Source organism: Streptomyces sp. SAI-127, from assembly GCF_029894425.1.
In the GTDB taxonomy this organism is placed as follows: domain Bacteria; phylum Actinomycetota; class Actinomycetes; order Streptomycetales; family Streptomycetaceae; genus Streptomyces.
The window spans coordinates 3,123,097-3,143,787 of sequence record NZ_JARXYJ010000001.1 but is presented as its reverse complement, the minus strand read 5'-3'; the positions used below and the strand labels follow the sequence as shown (position 1 = coordinate 3,143,787).

The following is a 20,691-nucleotide window of genomic DNA, read 5'->3' as shown; positions in this document are numbered from 1 at the left end:
GACGTGGGGTGTCAGTGGGACGAAGTAGTCTTGAGCCCATGCCTGAACGCCGTACCGTCGCACTCGTCACTCTTGGCTGCGCCCGCAACGAGGTGGACTCGGAGGAGCTCGCAGGCCGTTTGGAGGCGGACGGCTGGGATCTCGTGAAGGACGCCGCCGACGCGGACGTCGCCGTCGTCAACACCTGTGGCTTCGTCGAAGCCGCCAAGAAGGACTCCGTCGACGCCCTCCTCGAGGCCAATGATCTCAAGGGGCACGGCAGAACCCAGGCCGTCGTGGCGGTGGGCTGCATGGCCGAGCGGTACGGCAAGGACCTCGCCGAGGCGCTGCCCGAGGCGGACGGGGTGCTCGGCTTCGACGACTACGCCGACATCTCCGACCGGCTGCAGACGATCCTCAGCGGCGGCATCCACGCCGCGCACACCCCCCGCGACCGGCGCAAGCTGCTGCCGATCAGCCCGGCCCAGCGGCAGGAGTCGGCGTCCTCCGTCGCGCTGCCCGGGCACGGGCCGGCCGCCGAAGCGCCCGAGGTGGCTCCCGCCGACCTTCCGGAGGGGCTCGCTCCGGCTTCCGGCCCGCGTGCGCCCCTGCGCCGCCGTCTGGACGGCTCTCCGGTCGCCTCGGTGAAGCTCGCCTCCGGCTGCGACCGGCGCTGCTCCTTCTGCGCCATCCCGTCCTTCCGCGGCTCCTTCATCTCGCGTCGCCCCTCGGACGTCCTCAACGAGACGCGCTGGCTGGCCGAGCAGGGGGTCAAGGAGATCATGCTGGTCTCCGAGAACAACACGTCGTACGGCAAGGACCTGGGCGACATCCGTCTCCTCGAGTCCCTCCTGCCCGATCTCGCCGAGGTCGACGGCCTGGAACGCGTACGTGTCAGCTACCTCCAGCCCGCCGAGATGCGGCCGGGCCTGATCGACGTGCTGACGTCCACGCCCAAGGTGGTGCCCTACTTCGATCTGTCCTTCCAGCACTCCGCCCCCGACGTGCTGCGGGCGATGCGCCGCTTCGGCGACACCGACCGCTTCCTCGAGCTGCTCGACACCATCCGGGGCAAGGCCCCCGAGGCCGGTGTGCGCTCCAACTTCATCGTGGGCTTCCCCGGTGAGACCGAGGCCGACCTGGCCGAGCTGGAGCGGTTCCTGAACGGCGCGCGACTGGACGCCATCGGCGTCTTCGGGTACTCCGACGAGGAGGGCACCGAAGCGGCGACGTACGAGAACAAGCTGGACGAGGATGTCGTCGCCGAGCGGCTGGCACGTGTCTCCCGGCTCGCCGAGGAACTCGTCTCGCAGCGTGCCGAGGAGCGCGTCGGTGAGACCGTGCACGTGCTGGTCGAGTCCATCGACGACGAGGGCGTGTACGGCCGAGGCGCCCACCAGGCGCCGGAGACCGACGGCCAGGTGCTGCTCACGAGCGGCGAAGGTCTGAGCGTCGGTCGTATGGTCGAGGCGAAGGTGGTCGGTACGGAAGGTGTCGACCTGGTTGCCGAGCCGCTCGACGGCTCGCTCGCGTGTAGTGAGGAGGCGGGCAGATGACCGGAGTTCCCGCGTCCGCTGCGGGTGGCCCCTCCGCCGCGAAGGGCGGACCGGCGGCCGGCGTCTCGGGCGCCGCGTCCGGTGCGGCACCGAGCGCTCCCTCGGACGCGGTCTCCGGTACGGCCGCGGATGCGCGAGCCGGTGCCGTCCCTGAGGTGGCTGTCGTCCCCGGGGCGCTCGCGGATGCCGGCGTCGACTCCGGTGAGAGGCCGGCGCGCGGCAAGAAGATCGCTGCCGCTGCCGTCAACCAGGCCAGCGTCTGGAACATCGCCAATCTGCTGACCATGCTCCGGCTGGTCCTCGTGCCCGGCTTCGTCGCCCTGATGCTGGCCGACGGCGGGTACGACCCGGCGTGGCGCTCGTTCGCCTGGGCGGCCTTCGCGGTCGCCATGATCACCGACCTGTTCGATGGACACCTGGCGCGCGCCTACAACCTCGTCACGGACTTCGGGAAGATCGCCGACCCCATCGCCGACAAGGCGATCATGGGTGCGGCGCTGATCTGTCTCTCCGGGCTCGGCGACCTGCCGTGGTGGGTGACGCTCGTCATCCTGGGCAGGGAACTCGGGATCACCCTGCTGCGTTTCCTCGTCATCCGGTACGGCGTGATCCCGGCGAGCCGTGGCGGCAAGCTCAAGACCCTCAGCCAGGGCATCGCCGTAGGGATGTACATCCTGGCGTTGACGGGGTGGCTGGCCACCGCGAGGTTCTGGGTGATGGCTGTGGCGGTCGTACTGACCGTCGTGACCGGGCTCGACTATGTGAGACAGGCCATTGTGCTGCGCAGGCAGGGAATCGCCGAGCGCAAGGCGGCGTTGGAGGAGACGGAAGCGTGAATTCCCCGGCCGCCCAAGTGGTGCGACTACTCACCGTGAAGGGTCAGACGCTCGCGGTCGCCGAGTCGCTCACGGGCGGATTGGTTGCGGCGGAAATCACAGCGGCTCCCGGGGCGTCCCAGGCGTTCAGGGGGTCGGTGACCGCCTATGCCACCGAACTGAAGCATGAGCTGTTGGGTGTCGACGCCACCCTGCTGTCCCAGCGAGGCGCGGTGGATCCGCAGGTCGCGGCCCAGATGGCGGCCGGAGTGCGCAAGGCACTCGGAGCCGACTGGGGCATCGCGACCACTGGAGTCGCGGGCCCGGAACCACAGGACGGCAAGCCCGTCGGAACGGTTTTCGTGGCTGTCGACGGGCCCTTCGCGGGCGCTTCCGACGCAGCGGGTGGCGGGAAAGTGACCGCGCTGCGGTTGAACGGCGACCGCGCGGAAATTCGTATGGAGAGTGTACGGAGCGTACTCGCACTGCTCATGGAGGAGCTTGCGAGCGAACAGACCGGGAATGAGCGGGCACAGGATACGGAACGGAACGGGGGGTTTTGATGTTTGCAGCCCTGAGTGAACACGACATCGCTCCCCGCACGGCCGCGGCGCAAGGCGGTACGGTGGGGCGTGAAGGATGCGGCTACGCGGTCCGAGGAGGGAGCCACCGATGATTCTGCTCCGTCGCCTACTGGGTGACGTGCTGCGTCGGCAGCGCCAACGCCAGGGCCGTACTCTGCGCGAAGTCTCCTCGTCCGCCCGAGTCTCACTCGGCTATCTCTCCGAGGTGGAGCGGGGGCAGAAGGAGGCTTCCTCCGAGCTGCTGTCCGCGATCTGCGACGCGCTGGACGTACGGATGTCCGAACTCATGCGGGAAGTGAGCGACGAGCTCGCCCTCGCCGAGCTGGCCCAGTCCGCTGCGGCCACACCCAGCACGCCGGTACCGGCAGGGGTGCGCCCGATGCTGGGTTCCGTCTCGGTCAAGGGTGTGCCACCGGAACGGGTGACCATCAAGGCGCCCAGCGAAGCGGTGGACGTCGTAGCGGCGTGACGCTCACGCTTGGTGTGCCCGTGAGCTGACGGCACGCCGAGAGCAAGTCTGCGAGGCCCCGGACGGGCTTCTCCAGCTGGTCTGGAGAGGCGCCGGTCGGGGTTTTCGTGCATCTTGGAGCGACGGCCGCTTCGGTGCGTCCGTGTGCCCTTGGTGCGCCCTCCCCGTGGGTGCGGCGGCGGTCTAGCGTCCGGGCTGGAGGTGGCTGCATGGCGGGGCCGACAGTACGCCGGGGGGTGACTCTCGGGCTCGGGGCGCTGTGGTGGTGGGCCGTGGCGCGGTTGGTGCTGACGCCGGACGCCGGAGGGCTCGAAGGAGCGATCGCGGCGGGCGGATGGGGGCTGAGCCTGCTGCCGGTGCACTGTGTGCCGAAGGCGCGGGCCGCGGGAGCCGTGGGCGCCGGGCGATGGCGTCAGGCGTGGCGGGCGGGGAGGCCTGCGGGTGCGGCTACCACGGCATCGCCACCCCGCCGTTCGGGCGGATGATCTGGCCCGTCATGAAGGACGAGGCGTCGGAGGCCAGGTAGAGCACGGCGTGGGCGATGTCCTCCGGTTCGCCGACGCGCCTGAGCGGTGACATGCGGGACATGAGTGCCTCGGTGTGCGCCTGTGCCTCCTCGTCGTGGCGGTCGGTCATGGGAGTGCGGATCCAGCCGGGCGCGATGGCGTTGACCCGGATGCCGTACCGGCCGACCTCGGTGGCCAGGGTCTTCGTGAGCTGCACCACGGCTGCTTTGGCCGCGCCGTAGCAGAGCAGCCCGGGTCCGCCCGTGTCCACGGCGCCGGAGGCCATCGTGACGATGCTGCCTCTCGTCTCCCGGTCGAGCATCAGGCGGGCCGCCTCCTGGCAGGCGTGGAGTACGCCCTTGAAGTTGACGTTCAGGACGCGGTCGAGGTCTTCGTCCCTCGTCTCCAGGACCGGGCTGCTGTGCATGATTCCGGCGACCGCGGCCAGCACGTCGAGGCGCTCGCAGGAGGTGATGGCCTGGTGGAGCTGTTCGCGGTCGGTGACGTCGAGGGGATGGGTGTGGGTGGTGCCGCCCGCGTCCTTGATCAGGGTCGCCGTCTCGTGCAGTCCCGACGCGTCGAGGTCGGCGCAGTGCACGGTGGCACCCGCCTCGGCGAGCAGGACGGCGGTTGCGCGGCCGATGCCACTCGCGGCGCCGGTGACGAATGCGGTGCGTCCGGTGAGGTCGTACGCGCTGACGGCCATGGAGCGACGGTACGAGCGTTTCTGACGGGTCGTCAATTGGTCGTACGGCGTGAGGTTCTGGGGTGTGTTCCGCTCGGTGCCCTGCGGTGGGGGCTCGGGGCGGGGCCGGTTTGGCAGTTCGGGCACCAGTACGTGGGACGTTCGCGGGAGCCGTCGCCCTGGTCGGCGACGCGGATGGAGGTGTGGCAGCGGAGGCAGGGGCGGGGTGCGCGGCCGTAGACGAACAGGTCCTGGCCGCGGCGGCCGGTCGTGCTGCGGACCGGGCGGTCGCGATTGACCTCCAGGAGCTTCTTGGCGAGCGCGGGGAGCTGAGCGGCGCGGTCCGCGGGGAGGGCGCCGATGGGGAGCCAGGGGGTGGCGCCGAGCAGGAAGCAGAGTTCGCTCTTGTAGACGTTGCCGATGCCGGCGAGATTGCGCTGGTCGAGAAGGGCCTCGCCGAGGGGGCGGGCGGGGTCCTGGAGAAGGTTCGCCAGGGCCGACTCGGGGTTCCAGTCAGGGCCCAGGAGGTCGGGACCCAGGTGGCCGACGGCTTTGTGCTCGTCCGTGGTGCGCAGGAGTTCCAGGACGGGGAGGCGGTAGCCGACGGCTGTGCGATCGGCGTTGGCCAGGATCGCGCGGATCTGGTGGGTGGGGCCTCCGGTCCATCGCTGGTTTTCTGCGTACACCTTCCAGGAGCCGTCCATGCGGAGGTGGGAGTGGAGGGTCAGGCCGCCCTCGATGCGGGTGAGGAGGTGCTTGCCGCGTGGGGTGACGTCGAGGACCCGGCGGCCTGTGAGGTCGGCTGTGGCGTACTTCGGCACCCTCAGGTCGCTGCGGGTCAGCACCTTGTCCGCGAGGGCGCTGTGCAGGCGTCTCGCGGACTGCCAGACCGTGTCTCCTTCGGGCATGGGTCAAGGGTGGCATGGGGGGAGGGGCGGTGAAGGGGGCGCTGTCATGGGGAGGGTGCGGGCGGCTCCTGTGGGGCGTGCTTGCTGTCGGCGGCTGCGAGGGCGGGGCGGGTGGCCTGGGCTTGGCGGCCGGGGGCGGAGAGGGCGGTCATGCGCATAGGCGTAGGCCGCGCGTGGCAGGGGAGGGGCGAGCGGGCGTGGGGGGTGCGACGTGGTGGTCTTCGTCTTCGGCCGGTTCCACCCGCACCTTGTGTGCGGGGTTCGTCGTCGAGTGCGGGCGGCTCCTGTGGGCGTGCTTGCTGTCGGCGGCCGCGGGGGTCGGGGCGGGTGGCCTGGGCTTGGCGGCCGGGCGTGGAGAGGGCGGTCATGCGCGTAGGCGTAGGCCGCGAGGGGTGGCGATGAAGCCCGCTGTCTCCAGGAGGGCGCCCAGGGGGGAGGTCAGGGCCGAGGTGCCGTTGATGCGTTCCACCGTGACCGTGCCGAGGGAACCGGCCTTGGCTGCCGCGGCGAGGGACTCCGCCGCTGTGTGCAGGCGGGGATCGTCGGTGGCGGCGGTGTCGGGTGCGGAGGGCCAGGCCAGGAGGGTCTTGCCGCCGCGCTCCATGTAGAGCGTGAGCTCGCCGTCCACGAGAACCACGAGGGAGCCCGCCTTGCGGCCCGGCTTGTGGCCGGCCTCGGTCGGGGGGTCTGGCCAGGGCAGGGCGGCGCCGTAGGCGTTGGCGGGGTCTGCGGCGGCGAGGACCACGGCTCGGGAGGCATCGGAGGCGTTGTGCCTGCGACTGCCGAATCCGGACCCGTATCCGGGGGCGGCTTGCCAGTGCTGGGGGGTGGGCTGGGGTGGGTAGTCGCGCGGGGAGATGTACTCGTCGCGGGAAGCGGGGGACGGGGAACCGGAAGTGAAGTCGGGGTCTGCCTCAGGTCCGGGGCCGTCGGGGTTGTCGAAGGCGCGGGTCCAGTCCCAGTCCTCGGTCGTGGGGTCGCCTTGTGCGGGGCTGTGGGGTGCCTCGGGTGCCGAGCCGGAACCCCAGATGTCGGGAGTGCCGCTGTCCGGCACCGGCTCCCCGCGGTCGCGGGCGTTCGACACCGCGCGGAGACGGTCGACCGCGCCGTCCATGGCGAACTGGGCGGCGCCGAGGCCCTCCACGACGTAACCGCGGCGGGCCTGACCGCTGTCCTCGAAGGCGGAGAGGATGCGGTACGTCGCCGAGAAGCCGCCCTCCACGCCCTCCGCCGAGACGGCCCCCCGGGTGACCACTCCATGCCGGTCGAGGAGAGTGCGGGCCAGGGCGTGGGCGCGCACGGTCGGATCGGCCTCGCGTGGCGGGAGCAGGGACCAGCGGCCGGCGACGGTCGGCGGGCCGGTGCGGGAGGCGGTGCGGGCCGCGGCCGTGAGGGAGCCGTAGCGGCCGCGGGGGATCGTGCGTTTGGCCCGGTGGGCGGTGGAGCCGGCGGTGCGGCCGGAGCCCAGGAGGGAGCGCATGGGGGTGAGGGTGTCGTTGGTGAGCCGCCCGGACCAGGCCAGGTCCCATACGGCGTCGGCCAGTTGGGGATCGGTGGCGTCGGGGTGGGTGGTGGCGCGCACCTGGTCGGCGATCTGGCGGAAGAACAGGCCGTAGCCGCCGGTGAGGGCGTCCAGGACGGACTGGTGCAGGGCCGTCAGCTCCAGGGGGTGGGGCGGTGGCAACAGGAGGGGGGCCGCGTCCGCCAGGTACAGGGAGACCCAGCCGTCCTTGCCGGGCAGGGCGCCCGCTCCGGACCACACGATCTCTCCGGCGGCGGTGAGCTCGTCGAGCATGGCGGGGGTGTAGTTCGTGACGCGTGACGGCAGGACGAGCTTCTCCAGGGCGGACGCGGGCACGGACGCGCCCTGCAACTGCTCGACGGCACGCACCAGTCCGTCGATGCCGCGCAGGGAATGGCCCTTGCCGATGTGCTGCCACTGCGGCAGGAACTGGGCGAGGGCCGGTGGCGGCACCGGTTCGAGTTCGTGCCGCAGGGCCGCCAGGGAGCGGCGGCGCAGACGGCGGAGCACCGTGGCGTCGCACCATTCCTGGCCGATGCCCGCCGGGTGGAACTCGCCCTGTACGACCCGTCCGCTCGCGGCCAGGCGCTGCAACGCTCCCTCGGTGACCGCCGTGCCCAGCCCGAAGCGGGCGGCGACCGTCGCCGAGGTGAAGGGGCCGTGGGTGCGGGCGTAGCGCGCGAGGAGGTCACCGAGGGGGTCCTTGACCGGCTCGGTGAAGGCCTCCGGGACGCCGACCGGCAGCGCTGTGCCGAGGGCGTCGCGCAGGCGGCCCGCGTCCTCGATCGCCGCCCAGTGGTCGGCGCCTGCGACACGGACCTTGATCGCGCGGCGGGATCCGGCGAGGTCGTGCGCCCACTGCGGCTCGGCACCCCGCTCGGCCAGCTCGGCGTCCGTGAGCGGGCCGAGGACGCGGAGGATGTCCGCGACGCCCTCGGCGTCCTTCACCCGGCGGTCCTCGGCGAGCCACTGGAGCTCCCGCTCCAGCTCGGTCAGCACCTCGGCGTCGAGCAGCTCGCGCAGCTCCGCCTGGCCGAGCAGCTCGGCCAGCAGACGGGAGTCCAGCGACAGGGCCGCCGCGCGGCGCTCGGCGAGCGGCGAGTCCCCTTCGTAGAGGAACTGGGCGACGTAGCCGAAAAGGAGGGAGCGGGCGAAGGGGGAGGGCTCGGGAGTGGTGACCTCGACCAGGCGGACCCTGCGGGACTCCAGGTCGCCCATCAGCTCGACGAGTCCGGGGACGTCGAAGACGTCCTGGAGGCATTCTCGGACCGCCTCCAGGACGATGGGGAACGAACCGAACTCGCTCGCCACCTGGAGCAGTTGAGAGGCCCGCTGGCGTTGTTGCCACAAGGGGGTGCGCTTACCGGGGTTGCGGCGCGGCAGCAGGAGCGCGCGGGCGGCGCACTCGCGGAATCGGGAGGCGAACAGGGCCGAGCCACCGACCTGGTCGGTGACGACCTGGTCGACCTCGCCCTTGTCGAAGACGACGTCCGCGGCGCCCACCGGAGCCTGTTCGGCGTCGTACTCCGTGCCGATCCTGTTCGGCTCGCCGTCGAGGAGGTCCAGGCTCATCAGGTCGGCGTCGGGCAGCCGTAGGACGATGCCGTCGTCGGCGTGCATGACCTGGGCGTCCATGCCGTAGCGCTCGGAGAGCTTGGCGCCGAGGGCGAGTGCCCAGGGTGCGTGGACCTGGGCGCCGAAGGGGGAGTGGACGACGACCCGCCAGTCACCGAGTTCGTCGCGGAAGCGCTCCACGACGATGGTGCGGTCGTCCGGGACGTGGCCGCAGGCCTCGCGCTGCTCGTCCAGGTAGGACAGGACGTTGTCCGCCGCCCACGCGTCCAGGCCCGCGGCGAGGAGGCGCAGACGGGCGTCCTCCTTGGACAGGGAGCCGACCTCGCGGAGGAACGCGCCCACCGCGCGGCCCAGTTCGAGGGGGCGGCCCAGTTGGTCGCCCTTCCAGAACGGGAGCCTGCCGGGAACGCCGGGAGCCGGGGAGACCAGGACGCGGTCGCGGGTGATGTCCTCGATGCGCCAGGAGCTGGTGCCGAGCGTGAAGACGTCACCGACGCGCGACTCGTAGACCATCTCCTCGTCGAGTTCGCCGACCCTTCCGCCGCCCTTCTTGGGGTCGGAGCCGGCCAGGAAGACGCCGAAGAGGCCGCGGTCGGGAATGGTGCCGCCGGAGGTGACGGCGAGGCGCTGGGCGCCCGGACGGCCGGTGATGGTGCCGGCGATGCGGTCCCAGACCACGCGCGGACGCAGTTCGGCGAAGGCATCGGAGGGGTAGCGGCCGGCGAGCATGTCGAGGACCGCGGTGAAGGCGGACTCGGGGAGGGAGGCGAACGGAGCCGCCCTTCGGACCATGGCCAGGAGGTCGTCGAGCTGCCAGGTGTCCATCGCGGTCATCGCGACGAGTTGCTGGGCGAGGACGTCCAAGGGGTTGGCGGGGACCTTGAGGGACTCGATGGAGCCGGTGCGCATGCGTTCCGTGACGACCGCCGCCTGGACCAGGTCGCCTCGGTACTTCGGGAAGACCACGCCGGTGGAGACCGCGCCGACCTGGTGGCCGGCGCGGCCGACGCGTTGCAGGCCGGAGGCCACGGACGGGGGCGACTCGACCTGGATGACGAGGTCCACCGCGCCCATGTCGATGCCGAGTTCGAGGCTGGAGGTGGCCACCACGGCGGGGAGGCGGCCCGCTTTGAGGTCCTCCTCGACCAGGGCGCGCTGTTCCTTGGAGACCGAGCCGTGATGGGCGCGGGCGATGACCTGGGGGGCGCCCTGGGCCGCGCCTGAACCGCCCATGAGTTCGGCCGGGGCGTGGTGCTCGTCCAGGGGCTCGCCGGTGGCGCGTTCGTAGGCGATCTCGTTGAGGCGGTTGCAGAGGCGTTCCGCGAGGCGGCGGGAGTTCGCGAAGACGATCGTGGAACGGTGGGACTGGACGAGGTCGGCGATGCGCTCCTCCACGTGGGGCCAGATGGAGGGGCGTTCCGCGCCTTCGTTGCCCTCGGCCACCGGCGAGCCACCGAGTTCACCGAGGTCTTCCACCGGGACCACGACCGAGAGGTCGAACTCCTTGCCGGACTTCGGCTGAACGATCTCCGCCTTGCGCTGGGGGGAGAGATAGCGGGCGATCTCGTCCACCGGGCGGACCGTGGCGGAGAGGCCGATGCGGCGGGCCGGCTTCGGGAGGAGTTCGTCAAGGCGCTCCAGGGAGAGGGCCAGATGTGCCCCGCGCTTGGTGCCGGCCACGGCGTGGACCTCGTCGAGGATCACTGTCTCGATGCCGGTGAGCGCCTCGCGGGTCGCCGACGTCAGCATCAGGAACAGGGATTCCGGGGTGGTGATCAGGATGTCCGGAGGGCGGGTGGAGAGGGCTCGGCGCTCGGCCGCGGGGGTGTCGCCGGAGCGGATGCCCACCTTGACCTCGGGCTCGGGGAGGCCGAGGCGGACGGATTCCTGGCGGATGCCGGTGAGGGGGCTGCGGAGGTTGCGCTCCACGTCGACGGCGAGCGCCTTGAGGGGGGAGACGTACAGGACTCGGCAGCGCTTCTTGGGGTCTGCGGGCGGGGGCGTGGAGGCCAGCTGGTCCAGGGCGGCGAGGAATGCGGCCAGGGTCTTTCCGGAGCCGGTGGGGGCGACGACAAGTACGTCCGAGCCCTCTGCGATGGCCTGCCATGCTCCGGCCTGGGCGGTGGTGGGCGCGTCGAACGCACCCGTGAACCAGCCGTGGGTGGCGGGTGAGAAGCCGTTCAGGGCTCGGTGTGCTGGGCTGACCATGCGTCCATCCTGCACCCGGGGACTGACAATGCCCCTGACCTGCGGGTTGCCTCCGGCGGTTGAGCGGGAGATGTCTGCGGCTGTTGAGCAGGGATGCCTGCGGCGCCGTGGGGGTGTCCGTACTCGCTGACTTTGGCCCACTCAGGGGTGCGCGGAACCGCGTGACAATGGGTGCATGGCGGATTCCGGGGAGCGGGCGCGGCACTGGCGGTATGCCGAGTTGCCCGGGGTCGATCTGCTGCGGGCCAGGTATGTGCGGAAGACGTTCGTGCGGCATACGCATGAGCACTTTGTGATCGCCGCCATCGCGGACGGGGTGGAGGTCTTTCACCACCGGGGCGCCGATCGGTACGCGGGGGCCGGTGCGCTTGCGCTGGTCAATCCCGATACGGCTCATACGGGGCGCGCCGGGGTGCCCGAGGGATGGCGGTACGGGGCGGTGTATCCGTCACCCGAGGTGGTGGCCGGGATCGCGGCCGAGACCACTTCGCTGCGGGGTACGCCCGGCTTTGTGCGGCCGGTGCTCGACGATCCGTACGCGGTGGGATTGGTGCACCAGGTTCTGCGGGCCGCGGACGAGGGGAACGCGCTGGCCGCCGACACGTTGTTGCGGGTCGCCGTGACGCGGTTGCTGCGGGTGAACGGCGGGACGTTGCCGCAACGGGATGTGCGGAGCGCGGGTGCTCGGATCGCCGTACGTGCGCGTGCCGTGCTGGAGGAACGGATGGCCGCGCCGCCGACTCTGGAGCAGTTGGCCGCTGATCTCGGGGTCGGTCCCTTCGCGTTGCTGCGAGCTTTTCGGGGTGTCTATGGGATGCCGCCCCACACGTGGCTGACCGACGCTCGGGTGCGGCGGGCTCGGCGGTTGCTGGATGCGGGGGCCGGCCCGGCCTCGGCCGCCGTCGAAGTGGGGTTCACGGACCAGTCTCATCTGAACCGGCATTTCACGCGGATCGTCGGTGTGCCTCCCGGGGCCTATCAGCGGGAGCGCAAGAACGTACAAGACTCGCCCGGGCGGCTGCTCCTAGCGTCCGAGGCGTGGCAGAAGAACAGACAGCGCTAGCGGATACGCACGCCGACGGGGGAGACAGGCCGGACGCCGCCGTCGTACGGGACGCCCTCGGGGTCGGGGTGGCCGTCGGACTGTCCGGGTTCGCCTTCGGGGTGACCTCGGCCGGCAGCGGGCTCACACTGACGCAGACGTGTGCGCTCAGCCTCCTGGTGTTCACCGGTGCGTCCCAGTTCGCGCTCGTAGGAGCGCTCGCGGCCGGTGGAAGCGCTCTTGCAGCGGCCGCCGGGGCCTTCTTCCTGGGGGCGCGCAACGCCTTCTACGGGCTGCGGCTGTCGCAGTTGCTCGCCCTCCCGCGCGTGCTGCGTCCCTTGGCCGCCCAGTGGGTCATCGACGAGACGGCGGCCGTCTCGCTGGCTCAGCCCACGCGGCGCAGTGCGCGCATCGGGTTCGCCGTCACGGGGCTGAGTCTGTATGTGTTGTGGAATCTGACGACCTTGCTGGGAGCCCTGGGAGCCGACGCGATCGGGGACACGCGCGCGTGGGGGCTGGACGCGGCCGGGCCCGCCGTCTTCCTGGCACTTCTGGCGCCCATGGTGAAGAGCGGCACCGAGCGGGTTGTGGCCGGGCTCGCCGTGCTGCTGGGACTCGGGCTGCTTCCTGTGCTGCCCGCCGGGGTGCCGGTGCTTGCGGCCGCCCTCGCCGCGCCTCTTGTCCTGTGGGTGCGAGGACGTCGTGAGCGGGAGCGAGGGGAGGGACGGTGAACGTCTGGATCGCCATCGGTGCCACCGCCCTCGGTTGTTACGCCGTCAAGCTCCTCGGGCTTCTCGTGCCTGCCGGTGTTCTCGATCGGCCCCTGGTGAAGCGTCTTGCGGCGTTGCTGCCGGTGGCGCTTCTGGCCGCGCTCACCGCCCAGCAGACCTTCGCCGACGGGCGGGTGCCGGTGCTCGACGCACGGGCCGCGGGGCTCGCCGCGGCCGCCGTGGCGCTGCTCCTGCGGGCGCCGTTCCTGCTCGTGGTCGCGGCCGCGGTGGTCGTGACGGCGGGGGTGCGGGCTGTGGGGGCGTGATGGTGCGCCGAGCGTGCAGTCGCGCCCGGGCGTCACGTTCGCGCCACTCGGTGCCTGGGAGTTGGGCTCGGCGTACGTCCACCGCCGCTCGCCCTGTACGGCGGCCACGGCGTCCGGGGCTGGATGGCGGCCGTGCTCGGCGTGCTCGCACATCGAGCCCTCGGGCTCGCCGTGGAGCCGCCGGGCGGGGCAGCACCGGCTCGCTCTCCGGGACGACGGCGGTCGGGCCGTAGGCGTGTGACGGCAATGGTCGGGCCCCTGGTGGCACCCTCACACCCGGCCCGCACCCCCGTGTGGCCGTCGTACCGGCTCAGCCCACGTCGCGGCCGTATGCCCGCAGTGTGCGCAGGGCCTCGATCGTCACCATGGGGCGTGCTTCGAGGGCCGTGGACGGTGCCCACTGGCGCCGGCGGGTCGGCCAGCCGCCGTCCTCCTGCTGCTCGGCCGCGAGGTGGTCCAGTGAACGGGACATCTCGGCGTCCGTGAACCACGCGCGCGCGAGCGAGCCCGGCGTCTTCGCGTAGTCGTGCGGGAAGTGGTGCTCGCCCGGGGCGTAGCCGGGGGAGACGGGGAACGCGTCGAGGTTCGAGGGGTCCAGCGCGGCCAGTCGTTGCTCGCGCACCAGTCGGCCGAGCCGGTCGGCGGTCGCCTCCGCGCGCGGGCGGTCGGGGACGGAGTCCAGGAAGGTCACGGCGGCCTGGATCTCGTACGGGTGGGACACCTGAAGGGACTCCACCGCCTGCCAGCAGAAGTCCGTGGCCCGGAACAGCCAGGCGTGCCACACCTCGTTGTGGTGCAGCAGACCGACCACGGGACCGGTGGTGAGCAGATCGCTCGGCGGGCCGTCCACGACCGGTATGAAGGGGGCCGTCGGATAGCCGCGCTGGGCGGGAGTGACCGCCGGGAGGGCGCCGTCCGGGGTGGACACGGAGGTGAGATAGCGGCACACGCGCTCCACGCGCTGTCCGCCGCAGCGTCCGACGGCGTCCAGGACCCGCAGGGCGTGACCGGTGTGCAGGGGCTGGCTGACCGGGCCACGCAGATCGGGCTCCAGCGCGTGACCGTATCCGCCGTCCGCGTTGCGGTAGGCCTCCAGGGCCGTCTCCACCGGGTCTGGGCCGGCGTTCAGGAAGTGGTACGCGAACAGACGCTGTTCCAGCACACGCGCGGTGAGCCAGACGAGGTGCTCGGCGCGGAAGAGCGGGGAGTGCGCCGGTGGCGTCTGGGGGAGTGGGGAAGCTCCTGTTTCGGGCATGCGTCAGACCGTAGGGCGGAAAGCGGTCTCCGCAGGCGGTCCCGGCCGAGGCCCACCCTCAGGGGCGGGATACTGGAGTCATGCGGTTGACGGTCTTCTGGCAGCGGATGGCGGAACACTTCGGTCCGGGGTACGCCGACACCTTCGCGCGCGATCACGTGATGACGGAGCTCGGCGGGCGCACGGTGCACGAGGCGCTGGACGCCGGCTGGGACGCCAAGGAGGTGTGGCGCGTGGTCTGCACCGTCATGAACGTTCCGGCCGAGAGGCACTGAGACGGCGTGGACGTTCCGAGGAGAAGTGCCGACCGGGCGTGAACATCTCACGAAAGAGGCACTGACCGGTCACGAAGATCGCAGGACGGCAGCCGATTGTCAGTCGCGTGGGCGAGACTTGCTCCGTGGCACCCACTGACGAGTCCGGGCAGGCAGCCCAGCACGCATCTCCGCTCGGTACGACGCCGCCCACCCGGCCCCCGGCCGACGGCGCCGGGCCGAACGCCCGCATGCCGCGCTGGCTGCCGCGCGCCATGGTGCTCGCGCTCGCCCTCATCGCCGTGTTCCAGCTCGGCAGTTGGGCCTTCCACCAGCTGATCGGCCTGCTGACCAACATTCTCATCGCCTTCTTCCTGGCCCTGGCCATCGAGCCCGCGGTGAGCAAGATGGCGGCGCGCGGCATGCGCAGGGGGCTCGCGGCCTTCTTCGTCTTCTTCGCGGTGCTGATCGTGGCCGCCGGCTTCGTCACGCTGCTCGGTTCCATGCTCGCGGGCCAGATCATCAAGATCGTCGAGGACTTCCCGAACTACCTCGACTCCGTCATCGCCTGGATCAACGGGCACTTCCACACCGATCTGAAGCGGGTGGACGTCCAGGAGGGGCTGCTGCGCTCCGACTGGCTGCGCAACTACGTGCAGAACAGCGCCACCGGCGTCCTGGACGTTTCCGCCCAGGTCCTCGGCGGGCTCTTCCAGCTTCTGACGGTCGCGCTGTTCTCGTTCTACTTCGCCGCGGACGGCCCGCGGCTGCGCCGCGCGATCTGCTCCGTCCTGCCGCCCGCCCGCCAGACCGAGGTGCTGCGCGCGTGGGAGATCGCCGTGGACAAGACCGGCGGCTACATCTACTCGCGCGGTCTGATGGCCCTCGTCTCCGGAGTCGCGCACTTCGTCCTGCTCCAGGCCCTGGACGTGCCGTACGCGCCCGTGCTCGCCGTCTGGGTCGGCCTGGTCTCGCAGTTCATCCCGACCATCGGCACCTATCTCGCGGGCGCCCTGCCCATGCTGATCGCCTTCACGGTCAATCCCTGGTACGCGCTGTGGGTGCTGGTCTTCGTAGTGATCTACCAGCAGTTCGAGAACTACGTGCTGCAGCCCAAGCTGACCTCGAAGACCGTCGACATCCACCCCGCGGTCGCCTTCGGCTCGGTCATCGCGGGCACCGCCCTCCTCGGCGCGGTCGGCGCCCTGATCGCCATTCCGGCGGTCGCCACACTGCAGGCGTTCCTGGGGGCGTACGTGAAGCGGTACGCCGTCACCGACGACCCCCGCGTCCACGGGCACCGGAAGCGGGGTGAAGGTCCCTCGCCGGTCACGCGCGCGCGTGCGCTGTGGGAGCGGCGGCGGCCGGGAACGCAGGAATCCGGCGACGGTGACGACTCGTCCTGAGGGTGCCGGGTTCAGTACGCGAGGGCGGCCCAGACCCCGGCGCCGACGACGGCGGTGACGTAGGAGCCGATCGCCGCGTACAGGATCCGTCGCCGCAGCGGTTCGCTCCAGGGCGTGCGGGACAGCAGCCAGGCCAGTGCGGGCAGGACCAGGACCGCGTGCAGACTCACGCCGTGCAGCGGCTTGAGCGGGGCGGTCGAGTGGTAGGCCGCCTCCTGGTGGCCTGTGCGGGTGAGGACGACACCGCGCGCGATCATCGCGGCACCCGAAGCGAGCGCGACGAGCAGGATCGCGAATCCGGAACGCGCCGCGAAGTCCATCCCCGCCGGGCCCGAGGGCCGGTGGCGGAAGGAGGCGAGCGCGAACACCGTCAGCAGTACCACCAGGACGCCGCCGCCCACCGCGAGCGTCATGGACACCGCCGTGTCGAAGGGCGTCTCCATGTCGAGATGCGAGGGCACCCCGCGCCACACCTGGAGGGTGATGCCGCCGACCTCCACCACACAGTCGGCCGCGAAGACCGCGAGCAGCAGGGCGCGCAGCCGGAGGCCGACGCGCAGATACGACGTGACCCAGGCGACCGCGATCAGGGTCACCCCGAAGGACACCCCGAACGTCACCGGCTTGCGCCAGGAGACCGGCCCGTCCCAGGGGCCGCCGTCCACGGCGAACACCACCAGGTGCGCGAGCCCGGAGAGGACCAGGAGGACACCGGTGGCGTGGCAGAGACGCTCCACGCGGCGTGCGGCGCGGGCCCGCGGCGCCGACGTCCGTGTCGGCACCGCGGGCGCTTCCGTCGGGACCGGGTCCATCAGCGCCGTGTTCCCTTCCGGGGCAAGGTGGCCGCGGCCCCGGCGATCACCAGGGTGGCGAGCGCGACGAGTTCGGCCGCAGTCGAGGCGATGAGGGCGGTGTCCCCCGAGGAGAGGTGGTCGCCGGTGTTCGGGGTCAGGATCGCGCCCGTGCCGATGAACAGGCCGACTCCGAGGGCGAGTCCGGTCGTCCATCGGTTCGTGCGCCAGGCCACCAGTCCTGCCACCACGAGCGGGATGACGAGTCCGGGCGGGACAATGGGATAGTCCGCTCCGGCGGCGATCTGGCCGGCTATGGACGCGGCCAGCAGGAGCAGTGCGGACAGGGTCGCGACGACGGCGGGGGAACGTGCCGTGCCGGTGTCGTTCCGGGTGGTCTCTGAGGTGCTCGTCGTGGTCTCCATGGCACCAGACTCGCGAGAACGGCCCGCCCGGTCGTCGTACCGCCGAAGACACCTGAAGTACGCCGCGGGAAGTAGCCGGAGCGCGGCGGAGGAAGCCGTCGGAGGGTGCCGCAGGAAGTGTCCCGGGTGGCGTGTGGTGCGCTTGACACAAAAATCGAACATCCATTCTTATGGAAGTTCCGGCGAAGTCAACGGCGGGCGTTTCGGCATGGTTTGCATGGAGAAGCGCCCTAGTTATCCACAGGCTGGACGGGCGTCGGGACGCATTGTCAGTGGCAGGCGTTAGCGTCTTTGACGTGAAGCGATCGACTCAAGCAAATCGGGTGGAACCCATGGCAGGAACCGACCGCGAGAAGGCGCTCGACGCCGCGCTCGCACAGATTGAACGGCAGTTCGGCAAGGGTGCCGTGATGCGCCTGGGCGAGCGGCCGAACGAGCCCATCGAGGTCATCCCCACCGGGTCGACCGCACTCGACGTCGCCCTCGGCGTCGGCGGCCTGCCGCGTGGCCGGGTGGTGGAGGTGTACGGACCGGAGTCCTCCGGTAAGACGACCCTGACGCTGCACGCGGTGGCCAACGCCCAGAAGGCCGGCGGCCAGGTCGCCTTCGTGGACGCGGAGCACGCCCTCGACCCCGAGTACGCGAAGAAGCTCGGCGTCGACATCGACAACCTGATCCTCTCCCAGCCGGACAACGGCGAGCAGGCTCTGGAGATCGTGGACATGCTGGTCCGCTCCGGCGCCCTCGACCTCATCGTCATCGACTCCGTCGCCGCGCTCGTCCCGCGCGCGGAGATCGAGGGCGAGATGGGCGACAGCCACGTCGGTCTGCAGGCCCGTCTGATGAGCCAGGCCCTGCGGAAGATCACCAGCGCGCTCAACCAGTCCAAGACCACCGCGATCTTCATCAACCAGCTCCGCGAGAAGATCGGCGTGATGTTCGGCTCCCCGGAGACCACGACCGGTGGCCGGGCGCTGAAGTTCTACGCCTCGGTGCGGCTCGACATCCGTCGTATCGAGACCCTGAAGGACGGCACGGACGCGGTCGGCAACCGCACCCGCGTCAAGGTCGTCAAGAACAAGGTCGCGCCGCCCTTCAAGCAGGCCGAGTTCGACATCCTCTACGGGCAGGGCATCAGCCGCGAGGGCGGTCTGATCGACATGGGCGTGGAGAACGGCTTCGTCCGCAAGGCAGGCGCCTGGTACACGTACGAGGGCGACCAGCTCGGCCAGGGCAAGGAGAACGCGCGCAACTTCCTGAAGGACAACCCCGACCTGGCCAACGAGATCGAGAAGAAGATCAAGGAGAAGCTGGGCGTCGGCGTGCGGCCCCAGGAGCCGGCCGCCGAGCCCAGTGCGGACGCCGCGGTGTCCACTGCCGCGGACGATGCCGCGAAGGCGCCGGTTCCGGCGGCTGCGAAGGCGACCAAGGCCAAGGCTCCGGCCGCCAAGAGCTGATCCCGTGACACGGCGAACCGACTGGGCCGAGTACGAGGACGCTCCGCGAGGACGGGGCGGAAAGGGCGACGGGGGTTCTGCCGGGCCGGGCGGTGACGGGGACGGTGCGGACGGGGGACACGGCCGCTCGGTGTCGTACGGCATGGGGCGGATCGGCCATGAGCCGACGGGCGGCGCGGACGGGGGATTCGGCCGCGCGACGTCATACGCCGTCGAGGGGGCGGCCGGTGATGACCTGGCGTACGGCGCCGGTCGGTCCTATCGCGGCGGGACGTACGGCGATGGTGGGCCGGGCGGCGACGAGTCCGGGGACGGGGCGGCGTTCGGCCGGAGCTCGCGTCGAGGCGGCCAAGCCCCGGGCGGACCCCGTGGGCGCCGGGAGCGTCGCCGCGGCTTCGGGGAGTCGCCCGGCGAGGACGGAGGCGGCCCCTCCTTGTCGAGGGCCGAGAAGGGGGAGCCTCCGGCGGACCCGGTGGAGCGGGCGCGGGCGATCTGTCTGCGCCTGCTCACCGGGACCCCGCGTACCCGGAAGCAGCTCGCCGACGCCCTGCGCAAGCGGGAGATCCCGGACGACGCCGCCGAGGAGGTGCTGTCGCGGTTCGAGGAGGTCGGACTGATCAACGACAGCGCGTTCGCGGACGCCTGGGTGGAGTCCCGGCACCACGGCCGGGGGCTCGCCCGGCGCGCGCTCGCCCAGGAGCTGCGGACCAAGGGCGTCGACTCCACGCTGATCGACGCGGCGGTCTCGCAGCTCGACTCCGAGCAGGAGGAGGCCACGGCCCGCGAGCTCGTCGACCGCAAGCTGCGCGCGACTCGCGGCCTCGACCGCGACAAGCGACTGCGCCGCCTCGCCGGCATGCTCGCCCGCAAGGGCTACTCCGAGGGCATGGCCCTGCGGGTGGTCCGCCAGGCGCTGGAGGAGGAGGGCGAGGAGACGGAGTTCCTCGGCGACGAGGGGTTCTGACGCGGGGGAGTTTCCAGGAGGCATCACCGGCCGGCAGGACCGGGTCTCCCCGACGGGCAGGGAGAGCCGGCCGTCACCGGCACCGTCGTCCGGTCACCAAGCTGACCGCGGACAGGCCCCGCTCTACCGCCCGCCCGGCGTCGGCTGACGTTCCGGCACTCCAGGAGCCGCCGTCCCGACGGCCCGGGCGGTGACCGGCAGCCCCGCAGCCCGCCAGGCCTGGAAACCGCCGACCAGATCCGTGGCCCGGCGCAGCCCCAGCCGGTGCAGGGACTCCGCCGCCAGGCTGGAGGCGTACCCCTCGTCGCACACCACCACGACCCGCAGATCGTGGTCCGTGGCCTCGGGGAGACGGTGGCTGCCCCGCGGGTCGAGGCGCCACTCCAGTTCGTTGCGCTCGACGACCAGGGCACCCGGGATCAGCCCGTCGTGCTCGCGCAGGGCCGCGTAACGGATGTCCACCAGCAGGGCCTCACCGGCCTGGACGGCGTCGTACGCCTCCTGGGCTCCGACCCGCTGGTAACCCGCGCGGACCCGCTCCAGCAACTCGTCGACGCCGGGCGCCTGTTCGGCCGTACGACCGGCAGGCGGGGCGCTCACTGCCAGTCCTCCGGACGCTCCACGTGCTCCAGCCGGAGGATCTGGCCCGTGCGGCTGTAGCGGCGGATCTGGGGGAGGGGCGGGTAGTAGGCGTGCACCGAGACCGCGTGGACCTCGGTGGACTCGTTGAGGACCTCGTGGACGTGGTGCTGTCCGAACGAGCGGCCCTTTCCGGCCGGCAGTCGTCGCTCGCGGTCCACGTCCTCGGAGAGTTCGAGGGTCTTCCAGCCGTCGGCGGGCAGCCGGGCGGCGAGGGAGTTCTCCTTGAGCTCTCCGGCGGCGATGGTGAAGGCGCCGACCGACTCGGCGTGGTCGTGCCAGCCGGTGCCGGTGCCGGGCGGCCAGCCGATCAGCCACGCCTCGCTGCCGCCGGGCCCCTCCAGGCGCACCCAGGTGCGGCCCTCCGGGTCGAGGGGGAGCGAGTCGATCAGCTCGGAGTCGGCGGCGGTGCGCCGTACGAAGTCGAGGAGGTCGGCCTGGGTGGGCGGCGCGATGGAGGACACCGAGGGGAATGCGGGGGAGGCAGACACGGACACCGTCCTGAGAAGAGTTCGCGAAGGCGTGCCGTCGCACGGACACAGCACGCGGGAAAGTGAAGAGGCGAATTCAGCAGGACGGGCGACACACGCAGCCCGCATAGCGGACGAGGTCCAT

19 protein-coding genes are annotated in these 20,691 nt (G+C 71.5%); 11 read left to right on the top strand and 8 right to left on the bottom strand.

The genetic code is table 11. From position 1 onward, the window contains the following. Positions 1-38 precede the first annotated feature (38 nt). The 4 genes from rimO to M2157_RS14235 all read left to right on the top strand — a co-directional run bounded on the left by rimO (position 39) and on the right by M2157_RS14235 (position 3,403). Positions 39-1,535, top strand: a complete 1,497-nt coding sequence (gene rimO / locus M2157_RS14250; protein WP_280862243.1) for a 30S ribosomal protein S12 methylthiotransferase RimO — start codon at positions 39-41, stop codon at positions 1,533-1,535. Beyond that, positions 1,532-2,371, top strand: a complete 840-nt coding sequence (pgsA, locus tag M2157_RS14245) for a CDP-diacylglycerol--glycerol-3-phosphate 3-phosphatidyltransferase (RefSeq protein ID WP_280862242.1) — start codon at positions 1,532-1,534, stop codon at positions 2,369-2,371. Before rimO ends, pgsA begins: the two co-directional genes overlap by 4 nt. After that, entirely contained in the window at positions 2,368-2,913 is a 546-nt protein-coding gene (locus M2157_RS14240) for a CinA family protein (protein WP_280862241.1), read from the top strand. Before pgsA ends, M2157_RS14240 begins: the two co-directional genes overlap by 4 nt. Before the next feature lie 109 nt (positions 2,914-3,022). Beyond that, complete coding sequence (locus M2157_RS14235; protein ID WP_280862240.1) at positions 3,023-3,403, top strand: helix-turn-helix transcriptional regulator; 381 nt, start codon at positions 3,023-3,025, stop codon at positions 3,401-3,403. Between the two features lie 447 nt (positions 3,404-3,850). On the opposite strand, the gene M2157_RS14230 is transcribed toward M2157_RS14235, so the two are convergent. The 3 genes from M2157_RS14230 to M2157_RS14220 form a co-directional block, all read right to left on the bottom strand. Then, entirely contained in the window at positions 3,851-4,615 is a 765-nt protein-coding gene (locus M2157_RS14230) for an SDR family NAD(P)-dependent oxidoreductase (protein ID WP_280865421.1), read from the bottom strand. A 32-nt stretch (positions 4,616-4,647) separates the two neighbouring features. Further along, on the bottom strand, positions 4,648-5,502 hold the full coding sequence (locus M2157_RS14225) for a DNA-formamidopyrimidine glycosylase family protein (protein ID WP_280862239.1): 855 nt from the start codon (positions 5,500-5,502) through the stop codon (positions 4,648-4,650). A gap of 364 nt (positions 5,503-5,866) precedes the next feature. Next, complete coding sequence (locus M2157_RS14220; protein WP_280865420.1) at positions 5,867-10,807, bottom strand: ATP-dependent helicase; 4,941 nt, start codon at positions 10,805-10,807, stop codon at positions 5,867-5,869. Positions 10,808-10,982: 175 nt separating this feature from the next. On the opposite strand from M2157_RS14220, the gene M2157_RS14215 reads away from it, so the two are divergent. From M2157_RS14215 to M2157_RS14205, 3 genes are read left to right on the top strand one after another with little or no spacing between them, the layout of a single operon-like run. Then, positions 10,983-11,870 (top strand): AraC family transcriptional regulator, encoded by an 888-nt coding sequence (locus M2157_RS14215; RefSeq protein WP_280862237.1) that lies wholly within the window; start codon positions 10,983-10,985, stop codon positions 11,868-11,870. Next, positions 11,846-12,580: an AzlC family ABC transporter permease gene (locus M2157_RS14210; protein ID WP_280862236.1), complete on the top strand. Its 735-nt coding sequence runs from the start codon at positions 11,846-11,848 to the stop codon at positions 12,578-12,580. The genes M2157_RS14215 and M2157_RS14210 overlap by 25 nt, the downstream gene beginning before the upstream one ends. Beyond that, a complete protein-coding gene (locus M2157_RS14205) occupies positions 12,577-12,885 on the top strand; it encodes an AzlD domain-containing protein (protein WP_280862235.1) in 309 nt (102 codons plus the stop codon). Before M2157_RS14210 ends, M2157_RS14205 begins: the two co-directional genes overlap by 4 nt. A gap of 310 nt (positions 12,886-13,195) precedes the next feature. Here the strand turns inward: M2157_RS14205 and M2157_RS14200 are convergent, their stop codons facing one another. Then, entirely contained in the window at positions 13,196-14,140 is a 945-nt protein-coding gene (locus tag M2157_RS14200; protein WP_280862234.1) for a hypothetical protein, read from the bottom strand. A gap of 80 nt (positions 14,141-14,220) precedes the next feature. Here M2157_RS14200 and M2157_RS14195 point away from each other — a divergent pair, with 80 nt between their 5' ends. Both M2157_RS14195 and M2157_RS14190 read left to right on the top strand, forming a co-directional pair. Further along, the gene (locus tag M2157_RS14195) at positions 14,221-14,415 is read left to right on the top strand and encodes a DUF3046 domain-containing protein (RefSeq protein WP_059207275.1); all 195 of its coding nucleotides are present in this window, start codon (positions 14,221-14,223) and stop codon (positions 14,413-14,415) included. A gap of 125 nt (positions 14,416-14,540) precedes the next feature. Then, positions 14,541-15,800, top strand: coding sequence for an AI-2E family transporter (locus tag M2157_RS14190; protein ID WP_280865419.1), 1,260 nt, complete (start codon positions 14,541-14,543; stop codon positions 15,798-15,800). A gap of 11 nt (positions 15,801-15,811) precedes the next feature. On the opposite strand, the gene M2157_RS14185 is transcribed toward M2157_RS14190, so the two are convergent. Next, positions 15,812-16,612, bottom strand: a complete 801-nt coding sequence (locus tag M2157_RS14185; protein WP_280865418.1) for a hypothetical protein — start codon at positions 16,610-16,612, stop codon at positions 15,812-15,814. Continuing rightward, positions 16,612-17,016, bottom strand: coding sequence for a hypothetical protein (locus M2157_RS14180; RefSeq protein ID WP_266529229.1), 405 nt, complete (start codon positions 17,014-17,016; stop codon positions 16,612-16,614). The genes M2157_RS14185 and M2157_RS14180 overlap by 1 nt, the downstream gene beginning before the upstream one ends. 332 nt (positions 17,017-17,348) lie before the next feature. On the opposite strand from M2157_RS14180, the gene recA reads away from it, so the two are divergent. Further along, on the top strand, positions 17,349-18,473 hold the full coding sequence (gene recA / locus M2157_RS14175; protein WP_280865417.1) for a recombinase RecA: 1,125 nt from the start codon (positions 17,349-17,351) through the stop codon (positions 18,471-18,473). 4 nt (positions 18,474-18,477) lie between these two features. Next, on the top strand, positions 18,478-19,437 hold the full coding sequence (recX, locus tag M2157_RS14170) for a recombination regulator RecX (RefSeq protein WP_280865416.1): 960 nt from the start codon (positions 18,478-18,480) through the stop codon (positions 19,435-19,437). A gap of 123 nt (positions 19,438-19,560) precedes the next feature. Here the strand turns inward: recX and M2157_RS14165 are convergent, their stop codons facing one another. After that, positions 19,561-20,037, bottom strand: a complete 477-nt coding sequence (locus M2157_RS14165) for a rhodanese-like domain-containing protein (RefSeq protein WP_280865415.1) — start codon at positions 20,035-20,037, stop codon at positions 19,561-19,563. Then, on the bottom strand, positions 20,034-20,567 hold the full coding sequence (locus tag M2157_RS14160) for a cysteine dioxygenase (protein ID WP_280865414.1): 534 nt from the start codon (positions 20,565-20,567) through the stop codon (positions 20,034-20,036). The genes M2157_RS14165 and M2157_RS14160 overlap by 4 nt, the downstream gene beginning before the upstream one ends. Positions 20,568-20,691: the final 124 nt, after the last annotated feature.

Excerpts from the sequence above, each read along its gene's own strand:
- M2157_RS14235 (WP_280862240.1), top strand. The coding sequence starts at position 3,023 with ATGATTCTGCTCCGTCGCCTACTGGGTGACGTGCTGCGTCGGCAGCGC.
- M2157_RS14185 (WP_280865418.1), bottom strand. The coding sequence starts at position 16,612 with ATGGACCCGGTCCCGACGGAAGCGCCCGCGGTGCCGACACGGACGTCG.
- M2157_RS14230 (WP_280865421.1), bottom strand. The coding sequence starts at position 4,615 with ATGGCCGTCAGCGCGTACGACCTCACCGGACGCACCGCATTCGTCACC.
- pgsA (WP_280862242.1), top strand. The coding sequence starts at position 1,532 with ATGACCGGAGTTCCCGCGTCCGCTGCGGGTGGCCCCTCCGCCGCGAAG.
- M2157_RS14220 (WP_280865420.1), bottom strand. The coding sequence starts at position 10,807 with ATGGTCAGCCCAGCACACCGAGCCCTGAACGGCTTCTCACCCGCCACC.
- M2157_RS14225 (WP_280862239.1), bottom strand. The coding sequence starts at position 5,502 with ATGCCCGAAGGAGACACGGTCTGGCAGTCCGCGAGACGCCTGCACAGC.
- rimO (WP_280862243.1), top strand. The coding sequence starts at position 39 with ATGCCTGAACGCCGTACCGTCGCACTCGTCACTCTTGGCTGCGCCCGC.
- M2157_RS14200 (WP_280862234.1), bottom strand. The coding sequence starts at position 14,140 with ATGCCCGAAACAGGAGCTTCCCCACTCCCCCAGACGCCACCGGCGCAC.
- M2157_RS14195 (WP_059207275.1), top strand. The coding sequence starts at position 14,221 with ATGCGGTTGACGGTCTTCTGGCAGCGGATGGCGGAACACTTCGGTCCG.
- M2157_RS14215 (WP_280862237.1), top strand. The coding sequence starts at position 10,983 with ATGGCGGATTCCGGGGAGCGGGCGCGGCACTGGCGGTATGCCGAGTTG.
- M2157_RS14180 (WP_266529229.1), bottom strand. The coding sequence starts at position 17,016 with ATGGAGACCACGACGAGCACCTCAGAGACCACCCGGAACGACACCGGC.
- recA (WP_280865417.1), top strand. The coding sequence starts at position 17,349 with ATGGCAGGAACCGACCGCGAGAAGGCGCTCGACGCCGCGCTCGCACAG.